Raw genomic sequence first — 19,349 nt, 5'->3', positions numbered from 1 at the left:
TCCATGAAAACCACGCTCGTGAAGCGTGCGGTGAGTGCTGCCGTGGTCAGCGCTCTCGCACTGTTCGGATTGACACCCACGGCGGGAGCGGCGGTCGTCAGGCTCTCTGCCAGCATGACCGCGTCGAGCACCAACGGCCCGTACGGGGCCGGAAACGCCAGTGACGGCAACCAGGCCAGCTATTGGGAGAGCTCGAACAACGCGTTCCCCCAGTGGATCCAGGCCGACCTGGGTGCCGCGAAGAGCGTCAGCAAGGTCGTGCTGCGCCTGCCCTCGAACTGGGAGCAGCGCACGCAAACGCTTGCCGTACAAGGGAGTTCCAACGGTTCGCAGTTCAGCGACATCGTCGGTTCGAGCGGCAGGGTCTTCTCCCCCGGCTCGAACAACACGGTGACGCTCGACTTCGCGGCGACCAGCGCCCGGTACGTGCGGGTCACGGTCACCGCGAACTCGGGCTGGCAGGCCGCGCAGCTCAGCGAGTTCGAGGTGCACGGCGAGTCCGGTTCCGTCGACCCGCCGCCCGGCGACAACCTCGCGGCGGGCAAGCCGGTCGAGGAGTCCGGGCACGTGCACGACTACGCGCCGGGCAACGCCGTCGACGGCAACACCGCCACGTACTGGGAGTCCAACGGCCTCCCCGGTCACCTGACGGCGAAGCTGGGCTCGAACGCGGACGTCACCTCGGTCGTCGTGAAGCTCAACCCGGACTCCGCCTGGGGCGCGCGCACGCAGAACTTCGAGGTGCTGGGCCGTGAGGCGAGCGCGACCGCGTTCGCGACCCTGAAGGCGCGGGCGGACTACCGGTTCGACCCGGCGACCGGCAACACGGTCACCATCCCGGTGTCCGGCCGGGCGTCGGACGTGCGGCTGCACTTCTACTCGAACACCGGCGCGCCCGGTGGCCAGGTCGCCGAGTTCCAGGTGTTCGGCTCCTCCGCACCGGCTCCCGACCTGACCGTCACGAACCTGACGTGGACGCCGTCCAGCCCGAGTGAGGCCGACGCGATCAGGTTCACCGCGACCGTGCGCAACGGCGGCACGGTCGCGTCCGGCGCGACGACGCTGAACGTCACCCTCGGCGGCACCGCCGCGGGGACCGCCCAGGTCGGCGCGCTCGCCGCCGGTGCCACCGCCGGCGTCACCGTGGACGCGGGACGGCGGGGTGCCGGGTCCTACGCGGCCGCGGCCACCGTCGACCCGGCCAACCAGGTCGCGGAGACCAACGAGGGCAACAACACCTTCACCTCCGGCTCTCCCCTGGTCGTCGGCCAGGCACCGGGACCGGACCTGCAGATCACCGGTGTCGCGCCGAACCCGTCATCTCCGGCGGCGGGCCAGCAGGTGACGTTCGCGGTGTCGGTCACCAACCGCGGCACGTCGGCGGCGGGCGCTTCGGTGACCCGCGTGGTCGTCGGCGGCACCACGCTCAACGCGAACACCGGCGCGATCAACGCCGGTCAGACCGTGACGGTCAACGTCGGCACGTGGACCGCGACCAACGGCGGCGCCACGGCCACCGCGACCGCGGACGCGACCGGTCAGGTCGCGGAGACCAACGAGAACAACAACACCGCTACCCAGTCCATTGTGGTCGGACGCGGCGCGGCGGTTCCGTTCACGACCTACGAGGCGGAGTCCGGCCGTTACCAGGGCCAGCTGCTGGAGGCCGACGCGAAGCGCACGTTCGGGCACACCAGCTTCGGTTCCGAGTCCTCGGGACGCAAGTCGGTGCGGCTCGACTCGCAGGGCCAGTTCGTGGAGGTCACCTCGACGGTCAGCACGAACTCGATCGTCGTGCGCAACTCGATCCCGGACGCGGCCGGTGGCGGCGGCCAGGAGGCGACGATCAGCCTGTACGCGAACGACCAGTTCGTGCAGAAGCTGACCCTGTCGTCGCGGCACAGCTGGCTCTACGGCACGTGCGACGACCCGGAGTGCCTCACGAACCGGCCGGGTGGCGACGCCCGCAGGCTGTTCGACGAGACCTCCCAGCTGCTGGCGAGCAGCTACCCGGCGGGCACGAAGTTCAAGCTGCAGCGCGACGCGGGGGACAACGCCCAGTTCTACGTCATCGACCTGATCGACCTGGAGCAGGTCGCCCCGGCCGCGCAGAAGCCCGCGGACTGCGTCTCCATCACGCAGTACGGCGCCACGGCGAACGACCAGACGGACGACGCGGACGCGATCCAGCGGGCCGTGACGGCCGACCAGAACGGCGAGATCCCGTGCGTCTGGATCCCGGAGGGCCGTTTCCGCCAGGAGAAGAAGATCCTGACCCAGTTCGGCAGCGGCGGCTACAACCAGGTCGGCATCCGCAACGTCACCATCCGCGGCGCCGGAATGTGGCGCTCGCAGCTGTTCTCGCTGACCCAGCCGCAGGACGCGGGCACGATCAACCACCCGCACGAGGGCAACTTCGGGTTCGACATCGACGACAACACGCAGATCTCGGACATCGCGATCTTCGGGTCCGGCCGGATCCGCGGCGGTGACGGCAACGCCGAGGGCGGTGTCGGCCTCAACGGCCGGTTCGGCAAGAACACGAAGATCACCAACGTGTGGATCGAGCACGCCAACGTCGGTGTCTGGGTCGGCCGCGACTACGCGAACCTGCCCGACCGCTGGAACCCCGGTGACGGCCTGCAGTTCAGCGGCATGCGCATCCGCGACACGTACGCCGACGGCATCAACTTCACCAACGGCACGCGCAACTCCACCGTCTACAACTCGTCGTTCCGCACCACGGGCGACGACGCGCTGGCGGTGTGGGCGTCGAAGTACGTGAAGGACCCGATCGCCGACCTGGGCAGCGGCAACGCGTTCCTCAACAACACGATCTCGTTGCCGTGGCGTGCCAACGGGATCGCCATCTACGGAGGTGCGAACAACCGCGCGGAGAACAACATCATCTCCGACACGGCCAACTACCCCGGCATCATGCTGGCGACCGACCACGACCCGCTGCCGTTCGGCGGCACGACGTTGCTCGCCAACAACGCCCTGTACCGCACGGGTGGCGCGTTCTGGGGTGAGGCGCAGGAGTTCGGCGCCATCACGCTGTTCTCGCAGAACCTGCCGATCCCCGGTGTGGTCATCCGCGACACCGAGATCCTGGACTCCACGTTCGACGGAATCCAGTTCAAGGGCGGCGGCAGCGGCATGCCGGACGTGCAGATCACCAACGTCCGCATCGACAGGTCGAACAACGGCTCCGGCATCCTCGCGATGGCCCAGGCGCGGGGTTCGGCGCGGCTGACGAACGTGACGATCACCAACTCGCGGGACGGCAACATCACCATCGAGCCGGGTTCGCAGTTCGTCATCAACTAGCGGCACGGCCGTAGATCACATTTGAGACCACCTCCGATCGGGTATGCCCCGGCCGGAGGTGGTTTTCATGTCTGCGGTCGTTGTCGGGTTCGACGGGTCCGATCTCGCCAGGCGAGCCGTCCTGTGGGGTGCCGAGGAGGCCACGCGCTGCGGCGCGGAGCTGGTGGTCGTGGAGGCCGTGCGCCGGCCGATGCCCGAGCCCGTGTTCACCCCGATGTCCTCGCCGGTGCCGGAGTTCGTCACCGAGGAGACGATGTCCCGCGCGGCGCAGGACCACCTCGCCGAGCTGGCCGCCGAACTGCGGCAGAGCTTCCCCGGGCTGACCGTCACCACGCACGTCCGGCTGGGCCGCCCGGCCGACGTCCTCGCCGAGGAACCCGGCGACCTGCTGGTGCTCGGCTCGTCCGGCCGCACCGGCATCGCGGAGATGTTCCTCGGCTCCACGTCCGTCGAACTGGTGTCGACCGCCGGACGCCCGGTCGTCGTGACCCGGTCCGGTCCGCTGGAAGGCCGGGTCGTCGTCGGCGTCGACGGTTCCGACACGTCTACCGACGCCATCGCGTTCGCCTTCGAGTTCGCCGCCCGCCACGGCCGGGAGCTGCTGGCGATCCACGCGTTCAACGACGCGGGCTGGGCCGAGCTGCCCGAGACCGACGTCGACCACGTCCGCGCGGACCTCGCCAAGCTGCTCGAGGAACAGCTGGCGCCGCACGCCGCCCGCCACCCCGAGGTGCACGTGGCGCAGGAGGTCGCTTTCGACGCGCCCGCCCGCGCGTTGCTCCGGGCGGGCGAAGGCGCGGCGCTGATCGCGGTCGGAAGTCACGGCCGCGGCGCCGTGACACGTGCGATCCTGGGCTCGGTGAGCCACGCTGTGCTGCACCACGCGCCGTGCCCGGTCGCGGTGGTCCATCGGAGGTGACGCGAGATGCGCGGGTTGACGGCGTTGTTGCTCTGCCTGGCCTTGGCCTCCTGCGCGGGTCAGGCACCACCCGAGGACTCGGTGACGCGCACCCAGACCGCCGGTCCCGCCTCTTCTGACACGTCCGCGCCCAGCGTTCCGGCGCCCGTGCCGCCCTCGTCCGCTCCGCTGCTCACGACGCCGTCGCGCGCCGGGGAGCCGGGCGTGACGACGGTGCGGGGCACGGTGTCGGCGGGTGTCGAGTCCGGGTGCCTGATCCTGACGACTGATGGTGAGCAGTACCTGCTGCTCGGCGCCGACCCCGCGATCGCGGTGGCCGGCGCCGTGGTGGAGGTGAGCGGGCGGGCTGATCCCGGTGCGATGACGACCTGCCAGCAGGGCACGCCGTTCCACGTCACCAGGACCCAGCGCGGCTAGTTCGCGAGAGCCTTGCGCAGGAACGCGGTCGCCTGGTTGATCGCGGCCTCGGCGGCGTGCGTGCCGCGCAACGCGTTCAGCATCACGAAGTCGTGGATCGCTCCCGCGTACCGGACGGCGGTGACGGGCACGCCGGCCTCGCGCAGCTTGTCGGCGTAGGCCTCGCCCTCGTCGCGCAGCACGTCGGCCTCGGCGGTGATCACGAGCGCCTGCGGCAGGCCCGAGAGCTGCTCGGTGGTGGCGCGCAGCGGCGAGGCGGTGATCTCGGCGCGCTCGACCGGGTTCGTCGTGTACTGGTCCCAGAACCACTGCATGCCGTCGCGGCGCAGGAAGTAGCCCTCGGCGAACTGCAGGTACGAGTCGGTGTCGAAGGACGCGTCGGTCACCGGGTAGAACAGGACCTGGGCCTTCAGCGGGACGTCGCCGCGTTCCTTGGCCTGCAAGGTCAGTGCGGCCGCCATGTTGCCGCCGACCGAGTCACCGGCGACCGCGAGGCGCGACGCGTCGAGGCCGTATTCGGTGCCGTTGCTGAGGATCCACCGCGCGGTGGCGTAGTTCTGGTTGATCGCCACCGGATAGCGGGCCTCGGGTGAGAGCGAGTACTCGGGGAAGACGACCGCGGCGCCCGCGCCGACGGCGAGCTCGCGGACCAGGCGGTCGTGGGTGTGGGCGTTGCCGAACACCCAGCCCGCGCCGTGGATGTAGAGGACGACCGGGAGGTCGCCGGAGGAGCCGGCCGGCTTGACGATGCGGACCTTGAAGCCGTCGAGCTCGACCCACTGCTCGTCGATGCCGGGCTTGTCGACGTCACCCGACTGCACCTCGTCGACGGTCTTGCGGCCCTCTTCGGGGCCGAGGTCGAACAGGAACGGCGGCGTGGCGGTGGCGGCAGCGAACTCGGCGGCGGCGGGCTCGAGGACTGGGCGCTTCATGGCTGCTCCTTCTGAGGTCGGATGCCATAAAGCTAGCGTGCGATTAAATCGTGCACAACGTAATCACGGCCTCATCGGAGCCGGGAATAGGGACGTCGTGGACCGAACCGAGGCGACGACGGCGTCGAGACAGGCACCGAAGTCCTCCCCCGTGCCCATCCAGCGTTCGAGCGCCTCCTGGAAGCAGACCGCGACCAGCCGCGACACCAGCCGGGCCTCGTCCGCCGACGCGCCGCGTTCCTCCAGCGCCTCGCCGAGGGCGGTCATGATCGCGGCAGCCTTGGTGCGTTCGCGTTCCTGCAGTTCGGGACTCGACGCGATCACCGCGCGACGTTCGGTGGTGCGGTCGACGCGGTCCACGAGCAGCGCGCCGACCTGGCGGACGGCATCCAGGGCGATGGCCGGCAAGGAGCCCTCGGCCGAGGCGCGCACCGCCTCGGCCAGAGCGGGAGGCAACTGCTCCGAACCGCCGAACAGCACCTCGCGCTTGTCCGGGAAGTAGCGGAAGTACGAGCGGCGCGTGATGCCCGCGCGCTCGGCGATCTGGGTGACGGTCACGTTGTCGTACCCGTGCTCGGCGAACAGGTCGAGCGCCGCTCGCCTGAGCCGGTCTCCGGTTCCGGGATCCCACCTGGCCACAGCACACCCTAGCAAGTGATGTCTCAGTGTGCTGTCACGCGTGCTACGGTGGTGATGACACACTGAGACATCACTTCGGGGAGACGCATGAGCATCTGGGTTCTGGGCGCCACGGGACGTGTCGGCCGTGCCGTCACCACCCGCCTGCTCGACAGGGGCGAGACCGTGGTCCTGGTGGGCAGGGAGAGCGCCCGCCTGCGGGAGAGGGCGGCGAACACCGGCCTGCGGGTCGTCGTCGCGGACACGGCGGATCGCATCGCGGCGGCGATCGAGGAGGAACGGCCGGCCGTCGTCATCAACACCATCGGCAGCTACGCCGAGACCGCGGCCACCATCGCCCGCGCCTGCGTGCGGGGAGGCGGGCACTACCTCGACCAGGCGGCCGACCTGACCGCCGTGCCTCGGCTCCTCGGGCTGCACGACGAGGCCGCGGCGGCAGGCAGCACGCTCGTCACCGGCGCCGGTTTCGGTGTCATGGCAACGGAAGCCGTCGTGGCGACGCTGTGCGAGGGTCGGCCGGCACCTGCGGACGTGCGGGTCGACGCGGTCGCCTCGGTGGCCATCGAGGAAGGCGCGCTGGGCACCGCCCTGGCGGCCTCGATCATCGACGTCCTGGTCACCGGCGGCCGCCGTTACCGCGACGGCAGGCTGACCAGCTCACGCATCGGCGCGGGTGCTCGGCGTCTGCTGCTGCCCGACGGCGAGCAGGCCACGACCTCCGAGGCGCCCTCCGCCGAACTGCTGGCCGCCCACCGCTCCGGCGGCGCACCGGCCGTCACCTCCACCACCGCGCTGATGCCGGCGTCGCCCGTGCTCCGCGCCGTCCTCCCGTTCGCGGGACGGCTGCTGGCGCTGGAACCGGTGCGCCGCTTCGCAATCCGCCGGATGGCCGCCGTCACGACGAAGGCCGCGCCGGGGCCGCGGACGCACTCCTGGGGCCACGCGGTCGTCACCTGGCCGGACGGCACGACGCGCGAGGGGTGGCTGAAGACGGGCGATGCCATGGACTTCACCGCCGGCGTGTCCGCGGAGGTCGCGGTACGGCTCGCCCGGGGCGAAGGCAAGCCCGGCGCGTACACGCCCGCGGCCGCCTTCGGCCCCGATCTCGCCATCGCGGCGGGAGGTGAGATCAGCTGACGGCGAAGCCCGCCGTGGCGCCGGTGAAACCGGTGATCCTGCCGGTCCAGCCGGACTTCTCGTCGCCGTGGTGCACGACCCGGTAGGTGCCCGCGGGCGTGTCCGCCGGGATCTGCCAGGTGATCGTGGCGTTCGAGAAGGCGATGCCGACGCGTTCCCACTTGTAGCGCGTGGACCAGTCACCGTCGTCGGCGACGCGCACCCACTGGCCGTTCACCTGCCGCTGCACCTCCAGGAAGGTGTGATTGCGGTGCAGGTTGTTCTTCGGGTGGCCGGTGACGAACACGGCCGTGACGGTGTCACCGCGCGTGTACGACGACTTCGGCGACGAGAGGACATCGCCGTACCTCTTGTCGGCGGGCTTGTCGTCGAGCACGACGCCGGTCTGCAGGTTGATCTCCGTGAACGGCGGATTACCGGGGTTCGGACCGGCGGGCAGCGCGGAACCGGTCCTCATCGACGCCGCGAGCTTGCCGAACTCCTGCTGGTACGCGGGCGTGGTGTTGCGGCCGAACAGCGTGGACCCGCCCTCGTACTGCTGCGAGTCGTACTCCTCCGGCGTGGTGACGTACTGGCTGTAGTCGTTGGCGTAGCCCTGGATCAGCACGTTCCGCACGGGCACGCCGGCTTCGGCGGCGACGGCCCTGCGGATGCGCAGGCCCGCGGTGATCGTGACCTCACCGGGCACCGCGACGAGGTGCAACTGTCCGATTCGGACGATCTGCAGCGGCACGACGTTCGGCGTGGCGCCGATCAGGCCCGTGGGCACCAGTGAGGCCTTGGGGAACTGGCAGTCCCGCAGCCACTGCGGGACCTCCATCTGCAACGGCTCGAACAGCTTCTTCCACGGCGACTGCATGCCCTCGGAGAAGCCGGGGATCGCCGGGCCGTCCTCGACGCTGCCCGCGATCGTCGACGCGCCGACGACGCCCGAGCAGGTGGTGCCGGCCTTGCCGTCGGTGGTGAAGCGGCCGTCGACCTGCACGGCCGACATGTCCACGAACCGCATGCGGTAGTCGACGCCACCGGCGACCGCGGACTGCGGGCCGCGGTAGATCTCCTGCGCCTTGCGGTTCTGGCGCTCGCCGATGATCCGGGCGTTCTCCCACTCGTTCTCGGTGGGGCCGGAACCGGGCTTGAGGTTGAGGTTCGGCGACATGTCGCCGGCGTTGGTGTTCGGGAACGCCGCCACGAAGCCCGCGGTGTCGTCCAGGTAGCGCACGCCCTCGTCGTCGTGCTCCCACTGGTAGGCCGCGTAGCCCTTGTTGTCGGGGCTGATCAGCGTGTTGGCGTTCGTGACCGACGTGTTGTGCGTGGCGAACCAGCTGATCGCGCCGACGTCCTCGCCGGACCGCCGGAACCTCAGCACGGTCATCTGCGGGTCGATCCCGCCGGGGAAGAAGCCCTTGTCGGGGTTGCGGTCGAACGCGACGCGCGACCGGTTGACCGAGGCGTTCGTGAGCTCGCCGACGCCGAGGCTGATCGAACCGGGCTCGACGTCCTCGTGCGCCTCGACGACCGACTCGGTGATGCCGTCGACCACGGCCGCGAGCGCCTGCGGCTGCATGCCGAGGATCGAGAGGTTGTAGGCGAGGTTGTGCGACTGGCCGCCGGGGCCGCTGTGCGTGTGCGTGGCGGACAGCAGCAGGTTCTCGCGGGTGTAGGTGGCGCCGTACTTGGCCTGGAGCTTGGTGAGCACGCCCTCCTGGACCGCGCGGAAGATCATCGCGAGGTCCGCGTTGACGTACGCGACGCGCTTGTTCGTGGCCCGGTCGACCACGACGTAGGCCCGCGACCGCAGCCGCTGGTGGATGCCCGTCGTCTTCTGGTCGAACTTGGAGTAGCCCATCATGCCGTTCTCGGCGGCGGGCCCGGTGACGTCGGAGATGCCCCTGCCCACCAGGTACGGCTCGGGTTCCGCCCACGCGAACGGCCCGCTGACCAGCGCCGCACCGACGAGTGCGGCGACCACCGTCACGACTTTGGTCCGCATGACCACCCCGCTAAGTGAATTGGATTCACGTTTCTGTCAGCACGGTAGGTGATCCAGACCACTTCGAGCAAGCGACGGCCAGTGCGTTGGCGGTGACCACGAGCAGGATTCCAGCCCAGTGGTGGAGCGCGAGCGACTCCCCCAGCACCACGAGCCCTGCCAGCGCCGCCAGCACCGGGTGCACGCTCATCGCCAGCCCGAACAGCCGCGCGGGCACCTTCCGCAACGCGATCACGTCGACGGCGTAGGGCACGACGCTGCAGAACACACCGGCGCCGACCGCGTACAGGACCGCCATCCCGGTCAGCTTCCCGTTCAGGACCAGCAGCACCGCGACCGGGACGTAGAGCGTCGCCGACATCGCGGTGGCGACGGCGGGCGCCTGCAGGCCGGGCAACCGCGCGCCGACGAGGCGGTTGAGCAGGATGTACGCGGCCCAGCAGCCCGCCGCGAGCAGGCCGAGCCCGACGCCGAGGTAGTCGCTGCTCGGGCCCGGCAGCACCAGCACGTACACGCCGACGGCCGCGACCAGCACGAACAGGAAGTCCTGCCGCGTGCGCGACCCGGCCAGCGCGACACCGAGCGGTCCGAGCACCTCCAGCGTGACGGCGAGACCGAGGCCGATGCGGTCGATCGCCATGTACAGGCTGAGGTTCATCGTGGCGAACACCAGGCCGAGCGCGATCGTCGGCCACCACTGCGCACGGGTGAACCTCCGCAGGTTCGGCCGCGCCATCGGGAGCAGCACCGCGGCGGCCACGAACTGGCGCACCGCCACGACACCGGCCGGGCCGATGGAGGCGAACGCGTGGGCGCCCACGGCGGCGCCGAGCTGGTTGCTGGCCGCGCTCGCGGTCATCGTCGCGAACCCGCTGATGCTCTTCATGCCGCTCAGCCTGCGGTTCCGCCGTCGTCACGGGAAATGCGCGAGCCGCCTGACCTATACGCTGGACGCATGGATCTGCGGCACGTGCGGGCGTTCGTGGCCGTGGTGGACGCGGGCACGTTCACCGACGCGGCAAGGGAACTCGGCCTCACCCAGGCGTCGGTGTCCCGGTCGGTCGCCGCGCTGGAGGCGACGCTGGGAGTACGCCTGCTGCAACGGTCGACGCGGCACGTCACGCTCACCGCCGTCGGCACGAACGTCCTCGAAGGCGCGCGACGCGTGCTGGACGAGGTCGCGCACCTGCACCGGATCGCCGCGCGGTCGTTGACGGAGCTGAGGATCGGCTACGCGTGGGCCGCGCTGGGCAGGCACACCCGCGGCGTGCAGAAGGCCTGGGCCTCCGAGCACCCCGGGCTGCCGCTGGTGTTCGTGCAGTCGAACTCGCTGACCGCGGGCCTCGCCGAGGGCACCGCCGACGTCGCCGTGGTGAGGCGGGCGCTCGACGACCCGCGGTTCGAGACCGCGCTGCTCGGCACCGAGCGGCGGTACGGCGTGGTCGCGACGGACAACCCGTTGGCGCGCAAGCGTTCGCTCAAGCTCGCCGACCTCGCCCGGTACTCGCTGGCGGTGGACGACAGGACCGGGACGACCACGGTGGACCTGTGGCAGCCGGGCAAGGCGCCCGCCGTCGTGCGCAACACCCACAGCGTCGACGAGTGGCTGACCCTGATCGCGGCCGGGCAGGCCGTCGGCATGACGTCGGAGGCCACCGCGAACCTCAACCCGCGCCCCGGCGTCGCCTACCGGGCCGTGGCGGACGCGCCGCCGATCGCGGTCTGGCTGGCGTGGTGGAAGGACCAGCCACCGCGGCACCTCACCGATCTGATCACGCTGGCGTGCGACGCCTACCGGCCGTGAGCCGTGTGGGAAATCGCTGCCACAGCACGAGGATGAGTGGAAGTTTCTTCCCTCTCGCCCGGCCGGCAGCTCACTTAGGGTGACTTCCCATGGACGGGCTGATGCAACCTCGGCCGCTCACCATCGCGCACATCCTGGAGCGGGCCGAGCGACTCCACGCGCACAAGCAGGTCGTGACGGCCGGCGTCGAGCGGGTCACGTACGCCGACGTCGCCGTGCAGACGCGGCGCCTCGCCGGCGCGCTCGACTCGCTCGGCGTCCCGGCCGGTGCGCGCGTCGCCACGTTCGCGAGCAACACACGCCGGCACCTGGAGCTGTACCTCGCGGTGCCGGTCTCCCAGCGGGTGCTGCACTCGATCAACATCCGGCTGTCGGCGGAGCACCTCGAGTACATCGTCAACCACGCCGAGGACGACGTGGTGTTCGTCGACCGCGCCCTGCTCCCCCGGATCTGGCCGAGCGCCGATCGGATGCCGAAGGTGCGGCACTGGGTCGTGCTGCCCGACGACAGCGGCGAGGAGATCCCGGCCGACCCCCGCGTCCTGGACTACGACGAGCTGGTCGCGGCCGCCGACCCGGTCACCGGCTCGTTCGAGGACACCTTCACGCTCGCGGACGAGAACCTGGCCGCCGGGCTCTGCTACACCTCCGGCACGACCGGGCCGCCCAAGGGCGTGCTCTACAGCCACCGGTCGACGATCCTGCACTGCCTGGGCACGCTCGCGGCCGGGTTCATCGGCCTGTGCGAGAGCGACGTCGTGATGCCGATCGTGCCCATGTTCCACGCCAACGCCTGGGGCCTGCCCTACGGCGCGATGATGACGGGCGCGTCGCTGGTGCTGCCCGGCCCGTCCTCGGAGCCGGAGCACCTGCTGGAGCTGATGGAGTCCGAACGCGTGACCGTCGCCGGCGCCGTGCCGACGGTGTGGACGAGCCTGGTGCCCGGCCTGCGGTCCCACGACCTGAGCGCCACCCGGTTCCTGCTCGGCGGCGGCTCGGCGATCGCCCCGGCGCTGTCCGAGACCTACCGCGCCGCGATCGGCGTCCCCATCACGCACTCCTGGGGGATGACGGAGATCAGCCCGGTCGGGACGATCGGCGGCACCCGCTCCCGGCACCAGGACGCGACCGACGAGGAACAGGTGGCGGTGCGGGCGTCGCAGGGCCAGCCGCTGCCGCTGGTGAACCTGCGGGTCGTCGACGTCGAGACGGGCCTCGAGCTGCCGCGCGACGGCCGGTCCGTCGGTGAGCTCCAGGTCGCGGGCCCCTGGGTGGCGGGCGGGTACTTCCTCGTGGACTCTCCTGACAGCTTCAGCGACGACGGCTGGCTGCGCACCGGCGACCTCGCCACGATCGACGGCGACGGCTACCTGCGGCTCGTCGACAGGATGAAGGACCTGATCAAGTCGGGCGGCGAGTGGATCTCCTCGGTCGAGCTGGAGGCCGCGATCGTCTCGCACCCCGACGTCGTCGAGGTCGCCGTGATCGCCCGCCCGGACCCGCGGTGGGTCGAACGCCCCGTCGCCTACGTCGTGCTGCGCGACGGCGGTACCGCCACGGGTGAGGAGCTGCTGCGGCACATCACACCGCTGGTCGCCCAGTGGTGGCTGCCCGACGAGGTCGTCTTCGTGGCGGCGCTGCCCAAGACGGGCACCGGCAAGCTGTCGAAGAGCGCCCTGCGGGAGTCGTTGCGCATCGCCTAGCGGGTGCGCGTCCCCCGGACGCCGGCACATCGGCGAAAAGACGGGAACCGGCCGGCTCGTGCTTTCGACGCAAACCGGGCCGCCGGCCGCGGGCCGCGCCTCGCCGTGGCCGATGATGAGCCGGGCACCGGGCACCGACGACGGCTCCTCAGCACGGACCTGGGAGCGCGGATCGTGCCGGTCGGATCCGCGGAGGCCGCCATGTCCCCTCTCTCGCAGTCACCGGGCCGGTCCCGGCCGCTCCACCCGTGGGCCGCGCTCGGCAGCGGTGCGGTGGCGATCTGCATGCTGCTGGTGGTCCCGGCCGCGGCCGGACCCGGCTCCGGCCTGGGCCCGGTGCCCGCCCTCGGGGACGCCGCGTGGTGGACGGTCGCGGTGGTCCTGCTGGCGCAGGCCGCCGCGGTCACGTGGACCGGTCGTGCGCCGGAGGTGGTGGTGCCGGGGGTGGCGGGGATGGCGCTGGTGCTGGTCCCGATGTCACCGGGGCCCGCGTTCACGCTCACCGCCGTCGCCGTCATGGTCGCGGTGTTCCTCGCTGTCGCCGCCCGCGCCGTAAGACCGTTGCGGGGACCGCTGCTCGCAGCAGGAGTGCTGTTGGCCACGGGACAGTTCGTCACCGCGGGCACCCGCGGCGCCACCGGCACGGGCGCGGCCCTCATCGGCGCTGTGCCGCAGGCGCTGCTGGTGATCGGGCTGCCGCTGCTGGCCGGCTCGGTGGTCGCGGCACGGCGGGACGCGCACGAGGCACGACGGCTGGAGCTGGAAGCCCTGCGCCGGGAACAGGAAGCGCTGCTGCAGGCGGCGATCTCGCGGCAGCGCACGGCGATGTCACGGGAGCTGCACGACATCGCCGCCCACCACCTGTCCGGTATCGCGATGATGGCCGCGGCGGTCGCCCGGCAGATCGACACCGACCCCGCCACGGCCAAGCACTCCGTGGGTCAGATACGCCAGCAGAGCCGTGCCGTGCTCACCGACCTGCGACGGCTCGTCGGACTGCTGCGCGAGGACGCCGACGCGGACCGCCCGGTGGAGACCCTCGACGCGGTGTCCGCACTCGTGCAGGCACGCCGCGCGGCGGGCGCCGAGATCAGCCTCGTGCTGCCCGCACAGCAGGTCGAGGCCGGCCCGCTGGGCCAGCTCGTCGCCTACCGGATGGTGCAGGAGTCGCTGGCGAACGCGGCGGTGCACGCACCGGGTGCGCCCTGCGCCGTCGAGGTCGGCGAGCCCGGCGGGGGATGGCTCGCGATCAGCGTGCGCAACGGCGTGCCGCGCGGCCCGGATCCCGGTCCCGGCAGCGGTTTCGGCCTGGTCGGCATGGCCGAACGGGCCCAGCTGGTCGGGGCCGAGCTGGACTACGGCCCCACCCCGGAAGGCGGGTGGGAGGTGCGGCTGAGGTTGCCGCTCGGAGAGACGGTCGGTGCAACGCCCCACGACGCCCGTGCCCTCCGCCGCTGAACCGACCCGCGCAAGCGAGCTCGTTGCACCTGAACCGACCCGCGCGAGCGGGCTCGTTGCACCTTTCGATGGCATCGCACGGCTTCGATCCTTCGCATCTCGGCACCGGCCCGCCACGCCAGAAGGATTGCGGCATGACGATCTCGGACCACACCCCGTCGCCGGCCGAACCCGGCACCCGCACAGCGGACCCGCGCGGTTCCGGTGGACTGCTCGGACCGGTGCGACGGCATCCCCTGCTGAGCTTCTTCGTGCTCGCCAACCTGTTGAGCTGGCTGGCCTGGACTCCCTACATCGTGTCCGGCAACGGACTCGGCTGGTGGGATTACCGGTTCCCGGAGGTGCTGGGCACCAGTCAGTTCACCGGGGTGCTGCCCGGCGCCTACCTCGGCCCGATCGTCTCGGCCCTCGTGGTCACCGCGATCGCGGACGGGCGGGCCGGGCTGCGGCGCTGGGCGGGCCGGATGTGGCGCTGGCGGGTCCGGTGGCACTGGTACGCGGTCGCGCTGCTGGGGGTGCCGGTCGCGATGCTGATCACGGGGCTGGTGATCTCGGGCGGGCGGATCGCGGCGCCCTCGATGATGGCGGTGGCCGCCTACGTCCCGGCCCTCCTGCTCCAGATGGTCACCACGGGACTCGCGGAGGAACCGGGCTGGCGGGACTTCGCGCTGCCCCGGATGCAGCGCCGGTTCGGGCCGCTGACCGGAACGATGATCCTCGGTCCGATCTGGGCCTCGTGGCACCTGCCGCTGTTCCTGACCGAGTGGGGCGGCTGGCCGGACGCGGACTGGACCCGCCTGGCCGCGTTCGTGGTGTTCTGCCTCGCGTTCAACGTGGTCATGACGTGGATGTTCAACAGCACCGGGGAGAGCCTCCCGCTGGCGATGCTGCTGCACGTCAGCGTGAACAACTTCGCCTCGATCATGTGGTTGGAGATGTTCCCGGCGATCGACGGCGACCGGGCGATGCAGGCCATGGCGGCCGGCTCCGTCGTCGTCGCGGTCCTGGTCCTGCTCGGCACCCGCGGACGGCTCGGCTACCGCCCACCGGCCGGCTGAACGCCGGTCAGGAGCTCGGACCGGGGACGGCGACCACGTGGTTCTGATAGGCCCAGACGACGGCCTGCAGCCGGGAGGTCACGCCCAGCTTGGGCAGGATCCTGGCCAGGTGCGACTTCACCGTCGACACCTCCACGACCAGGCTGCGGGCGATGTCGTCGTTGGACATGCCCTGGGCGAGCAGCAGCAGGATCTCGTGCTCGCGGGGCGTGAGCAGGTCCTCGGCCCGCCGGCCCGTCACCGGCTGCAGCCGGCGGCGGTGCACGAACTCGCGCAGGATGCGGCGGGTCAGCGTCTGGTCGATCGTGCCCAGACCGGCGGCCACCTGCCGCACCGCGTGGACGATGTCGTCCGGTTCGGAGTCCTTGAGCAGGAACCCCGACACGCCCGCCTCCAGCGCCCCGAACACGTAGTCGTCGAGGTCGAAGGTCGTGAGCACGAGCACCGGTACCCGCGGGTCGGCGTCCGGTGCGCACAGCTCCCGCGCGACCTCGATGCCGCTGCGGCCGGGCATCCGGATGTCGAGGCAGGCCACGTCCGGCACGAGGTCGAGCGCCATCGCGAGCGCCTCGGCGCCGTCCGCGGCCACACCGGCCACCTCGATGCCGGGCTCGGCGGCGAGCAGCGCCGCCAGACCGGCCCGCACCAGCGGCTGGTCGTCGGCGATGAGCACGCGGATCATGTGATCTCCTCCGGGAGTCGCACGGGGGCGCCCACCCTACTGATCACCCCACCGGGTGCGGTCAGACCGCCGACCTCAGCCGGTAGAGCTGCAGTCCCAGCTGCAGCTCCAGGTCGTTCTCGGTGCGCCAGTCGACACCGAGGACCTCGCTCACCCGGTCCAGCCGCTTGAGCAGCGTGTTGACGTGCACGTGCAACGCCCTGGCGGTCGCGGCGACGTTGGCGCGGTGGCCGTAGTAGGCGCTGAGCGTCCCGACGAGGTCGGTGCCGCGTCGTTCGTCGTAGTCGACGAGCGGGCCCACGGAGGCGGCGAGGAAGCGGTCGAGCTCGCGGACCCGGTCGGCGTCGAAGATCATCGCGTACAGGGCGTACCGGCCCGTCGTGGCGCCGAGGTCGGTGTGCCCCAACGCCTTCATGACCGCGCCGCAGCGGCCTGCCAGCGAGAACGCGCGGGACCAGTCGTGGCCGACCGCCCGCTCCCCCACGACGGCGACGGGACCACCGAGCGCGCGGCGCAGGCGACGGTGGACGTCCACGACGGTCCGGTCGTCGTCATCGCTGGGCACGATCATCGTGGCGCGGCCCAGGTGCTCACCGGCCAGTCCGGCGCAGTCCCTGGCGATGTCGTGCAGGTGGCGCACGAGCTCGGTCGAGGACGACGCGGGTGAGTCCGCGACGAGGACCAGGTCCAGCCTGTCCGGGTCGATGTTGCGGGCACGGGTGCGGGCGCGCTGCGCCTGGCTGATCCCGGGACCGCCGACCATGAGCTCGGTCAGCAGCTCGCCGCTCAGCCGCTCGCTGGCCTCGGCCACGGCCCGTTCCTTGAGGATCAGCAACCCCAGGATGTGCGTGGCCCGTTCGAGGGTGCGCAGATCCATGTCGTCCGAGACACCGTGCTCCCCCACCGCTTCCCGGCTCCACGCGAGCGCGCCGAGGTGGCTGTCGCCCGCCTGGATCGGGGCGACGCTGCGGGCGATGCCGCCGTCGACCGACGTGGTGACGCGGCCGGCGGCGTCGGCCCTGTCGAGCACGGTGACGGTCCCGCCCAGCTGGTCGGCGAGCAACTGGGCGACGTCGTCCGGGGTCCCGCCCTCCAGCACCACACCGGTCAGCGCCTCGTGGATCGCCTGCGCCCGTTCGACGACGGCGACGTGCTCCTCGATCTTGCGGTACGCGACCTGCAGCTCCTGCAACGCGGTCCGGCTCTCCTCGTAGAGACGGGCGTTGTCGAGCGCCACCGCGGCGTGGTCGGCGAACGCGCTGAGCAACGCGATCTCGCCGGGGTGGAACGACCGCTCCGACCGGTCCGCGGCGAACAGCGCGCCCACCACCTCGTCCCGGATCACCAGCGGCACACCGAGGAGCGCGACGAGGTCCTCGGTGACGACCAGGCGGTCGAAGTTCGGGTCGTGGTCGATGAGGGTCGAGGCGGCGTAGTTGCGCACCCACTGCGGGCGGCGGGTGGCCAGCACCTTGCCGCCGAGCCCGACGCCCGCCGGGATGGTCGCGCTGAGGAACGCCGCCGAGATCGTGCCCTCCGCCGCCCTGGCCGACAGCCTGCCGTCCGCGACCAGCGACAGGTAGGTGAAGTCCGTGCCCATCAGGTCGTGGGCGTGCCGGACGATCGACTGCAGCACGTCGTCGAGCTCGCCGAGCGCGGTGAGCGATTTGGCCGTCGCGTACAACGACGCCAGCTCGCGCTGCCGGCGCACGAGCGCGTCGCTCGGATCGGTGGTCACCCGCGTCATTCTTCCTCAGCGGCCGGTGGAGGAAAGCCCCACCGAACCAGGGCCAGGCGTGTGTGATCCAGACCTCAACCACTGCAGGGCTCCGCCCTAGCATTGGCCGTCATCACCTGCCGGTTCATCGACGAAGGCGGCATGTATGGCAACCCCCCTGGCCCAGCCCGACGAGCAGTCCGCGCACGCCGCCTCGTCCCCCACCCGGCGCCGCGGCTTCCGCAAGCTCCTGACCGTGGGACTGATCGGGAGCTCGATCGAGTGGTACGACTTCTTCCTCTACGGCACCGCGGCCGCGCTGGTGTTCCCCAAGGTGTTCTTCCCGCAGTCCTCGGCGCTGACCGGGACGCTGCTCGCGTTCAGCACGTTCTGGGCGGGCTTCGTGGCGCGCCCGGTCGGCGGGGTGCTCGCCGGGCACTTCGGTGACAAGTACGGGCGCAAGCCGGTCGTGGTCACGTGCCTCGCGCTCATGGGTGGCGCGACGTTCCTGATCGGCTGCCTGCCGACCGCGTCGGCCGTGGGCGCGCTGGCACCGGTCCTGCTGGTGACGCTGCGGTTCCTCCAAGGCCTCGCGGCGGGTGGGCAGTGGGGCGGGATCATGTTGCTGCTCACCGAGTCCGCCGGTCCCAAGCAACGCGGGTTCGCCGGGACGTTCGGGCAGACCAGCGTTCCCGTCGCCGTGATCATCTCGAACCTGATCTTCGTGGCCGCCAGCACGTTCATGCCGAACGACGCGTTCCTCAGCTGGGGCTGGCGGATCCCGTTCCTGGTGAGCATCGTGATGTTCGGCGTCGTCCTCTACATCCAGTCCAAAGTGGAGGACACGCCGGAGTTCCGCCAGTTGCAGAAGGAGGTCGCGCGGCCCGAGCGCGCCGTGGTCAGGGCGCCGCTCGCCCAGGTCCTGCGCACCAGGTGGGCGACGATCCTGCTCGGCTGCGGAATCCTCTCCGCCACCAACAGCCTCTTCTACGTCAGCATCGCCGGACTGCTGAACTACGGCACCAACTCGTTGAAGCTCGACCGCAACGGGTTGCTCACCGTCGTGCTGCTCAGCTCCATCGCGATGCTCGCGGTCATGCCGTGGTCCGGGCACATCTCCGACCGGATCGGACGCCGCCCGCTCATCCTCATCGGCGGACTGGGCGTCGCGCTGTGGGGCTTCCCGTACTTCGGGCTCGTCAACACGGCGTCGCTGCCGCTGATCTTCGTCGCCGTGGTGGTCGGGTTCATCTTCCAGAGCCTCACCTACGGGCCGATCGCGAGCTTCCTCGGCGAACTGTTCGCGCCCAACGTCCGCTACTCCGGCGCGTCGCTGTCGTACCAGCTCTCCGCGATCATCATCAGCGGCGGCACGCCGTTCCTCATGACCGCGCTCATCGCCGAGACCGGCAGCACCATGCCGGTCGCCGCCTACATCACGCTCATGGGGCTGATCACGTTCGTCAGCGCGTGGTTCCTGCCCGAGACCAACCCCGCCGAGGTCCGCGAGGACCCGCAGGCCATCCCCGGCACGCACCTCTACCGCTGAAAGGCCCCTGC

15 protein-coding genes are annotated in these 19,349 nt (G+C 71.2%); 9 read left to right on the top strand and 6 right to left on the bottom strand.

Annotated elements, in window-relative coordinates:
- Positions 1 to 3: 3 nt before the first annotated feature.
- The 3 genes from VM306_RS30495 (at position 4) to VM306_RS30485 (ending at position 4,666) form a co-directional block, all read left to right on the top strand.
- Positions 4 to 3,330 carry a CARDB domain-containing protein gene (locus VM306_RS30495; protein WP_325521205.1) on the top strand — a complete coding sequence of 1,109 codons (3,327 nt, stop codon included), beginning with the start codon at positions 4 to 6 and terminating at the stop codon, positions 3,328 to 3,330.
- Between the two features lie 67 nt (positions 3,331 to 3,397).
- Complete coding sequence (locus VM306_RS30490; RefSeq protein ID WP_325521204.1) at positions 3,398 to 4,249, top strand: universal stress protein; 852 nt, start codon at positions 3,398 to 3,400, stop codon at positions 4,247 to 4,249.
- 6 nt (positions 4,250 to 4,255) lie between these two features.
- The gene (locus VM306_RS30485) at positions 4,256 to 4,666 is read left to right on the top strand and encodes a hypothetical protein (RefSeq protein WP_325521203.1); all 411 of its coding nucleotides are present in this window, start codon (positions 4,256 to 4,258) and stop codon (positions 4,664 to 4,666) included.
- On the opposite strand, the gene VM306_RS30480 is transcribed toward VM306_RS30485, so the two are convergent.
- Both VM306_RS30480 and VM306_RS30475 read right to left on the bottom strand, forming a co-directional pair.
- The gene (locus VM306_RS30480; RefSeq protein WP_325521202.1) at positions 4,663 to 5,598 is read right to left on the bottom strand and encodes an alpha/beta hydrolase; all 936 of its coding nucleotides are present in this window, start codon (positions 5,596 to 5,598) and stop codon (positions 4,663 to 4,665) included. The genes VM306_RS30485 and VM306_RS30480 overlap by 4 nt on opposite strands.
- Before the next feature lie 63 nt (positions 5,599 to 5,661).
- Positions 5,662 to 6,237 (bottom strand): helix-turn-helix domain-containing protein, encoded by a 576-nt coding sequence (locus VM306_RS30475; RefSeq protein ID WP_325521201.1) that lies wholly within the window; start codon positions 6,235 to 6,237, stop codon positions 5,662 to 5,664.
- A gap of 87 nt (positions 6,238 to 6,324) precedes the next feature.
- On the opposite strand from VM306_RS30475, the gene VM306_RS30470 reads away from it, so the two are divergent.
- The gene (locus tag VM306_RS30470; RefSeq protein WP_325521200.1) at positions 6,325 to 7,374 is read left to right on the top strand and encodes a saccharopine dehydrogenase NADP-binding domain-containing protein; all 1,050 of its coding nucleotides are present in this window, start codon (positions 6,325 to 6,327) and stop codon (positions 7,372 to 7,374) included.
- On the opposite strand, the gene VM306_RS30465 is transcribed toward VM306_RS30470, so the two are convergent.
- Positions 7,367 to 9,367 carry a neutral/alkaline ceramidase gene (locus VM306_RS30465; protein WP_325521199.1) on the bottom strand — a complete coding sequence of 667 codons (2,001 nt, stop codon included), beginning with the start codon at positions 9,365 to 9,367 and terminating at the stop codon, positions 7,367 to 7,369. The two genes, VM306_RS30470 and VM306_RS30465, sit on opposite strands and share 8 nt — an antisense overlap.
- A 25-nt stretch (positions 9,368 to 9,392) precedes the next feature.
- A complete protein-coding gene (locus VM306_RS30460; RefSeq protein ID WP_325521198.1) occupies positions 9,393 to 10,253 on the bottom strand; it encodes an EamA family transporter in 861 nt (286 codons plus the stop codon).
- 69 nt (positions 10,254 to 10,322) lie between these two features.
- Here VM306_RS30460 and VM306_RS30455 point away from each other — a divergent pair, with 69 nt between their 5' ends.
- The 4 genes from VM306_RS30455 to VM306_RS30440 all read left to right on the top strand — a co-directional run bounded on the left by VM306_RS30455 (position 10,323) and on the right by VM306_RS30440 (position 15,390).
- A complete protein-coding gene (locus VM306_RS30455) occupies positions 10,323 to 11,171 on the top strand; it encodes a LysR family transcriptional regulator (protein ID WP_325521197.1) in 849 nt (282 codons plus the stop codon).
- 89 nt (positions 11,172 to 11,260) lie between these two features.
- Positions 11,261 to 12,874, top strand: coding sequence for a long-chain fatty acid--CoA ligase (locus VM306_RS30450; RefSeq protein WP_325521196.1), 1,614 nt, complete (start codon positions 11,261 to 11,263; stop codon positions 12,872 to 12,874).
- Between the two features lie 201 nt (positions 12,875 to 13,075).
- Positions 13,076 to 14,332, top strand: coding sequence for a sensor histidine kinase (locus VM306_RS30445; protein ID WP_325521195.1), 1,257 nt, complete (start codon positions 13,076 to 13,078; stop codon positions 14,330 to 14,332).
- 134 nt (positions 14,333 to 14,466) lie between these two features.
- Positions 14,467 to 15,390, top strand: a complete 924-nt coding sequence (locus VM306_RS30440; RefSeq protein ID WP_325521194.1) for a type II CAAX endopeptidase family protein — start codon at positions 14,467 to 14,469, stop codon at positions 15,388 to 15,390.
- A gap of 7 nt (positions 15,391 to 15,397) precedes the next feature.
- Here VM306_RS30440 and VM306_RS30435 read toward each other — a convergent pair whose 3' ends face one another.
- Together VM306_RS30435 and VM306_RS30430 are read right to left on the bottom strand one after the other, a co-directional pair.
- A complete protein-coding gene (locus tag VM306_RS30435; protein ID WP_325521193.1) occupies positions 15,398 to 16,072 on the bottom strand; it encodes a response regulator transcription factor in 675 nt (224 codons plus the stop codon).
- 61 nt (positions 16,073 to 16,133) lie between these two features.
- The gene (locus tag VM306_RS30430) at positions 16,134 to 17,810 is read right to left on the bottom strand and encodes a helix-turn-helix domain-containing protein (protein WP_325521192.1); all 1,677 of its coding nucleotides are present in this window, start codon (positions 17,808 to 17,810) and stop codon (positions 16,134 to 16,136) included.
- A gap of 145 nt (positions 17,811 to 17,955) precedes the next feature.
- Between VM306_RS30430 and VM306_RS30425 the strand changes: the two genes are divergently transcribed.
- Positions 17,956 to 19,338, top strand: a complete 1,383-nt coding sequence (locus tag VM306_RS30425; RefSeq protein WP_325521191.1) for an MFS transporter — start codon at positions 17,956 to 17,958, stop codon at positions 19,336 to 19,338.
- Positions 19,339 to 19,349 lie beyond the last annotated feature (11 nt).

It is taken from the genome of Lentzea sp., from assembly GCF_035525475.1.
Classification (GTDB): Bacteria; Actinomycetota; Actinomycetes; order Mycobacteriales; family Pseudonocardiaceae; genus Lentzea.
The sequence above is the reverse complement of the archived record's forward strand: the minus strand, read 5'-3'. Positions and strand labels throughout refer to the sequence as shown.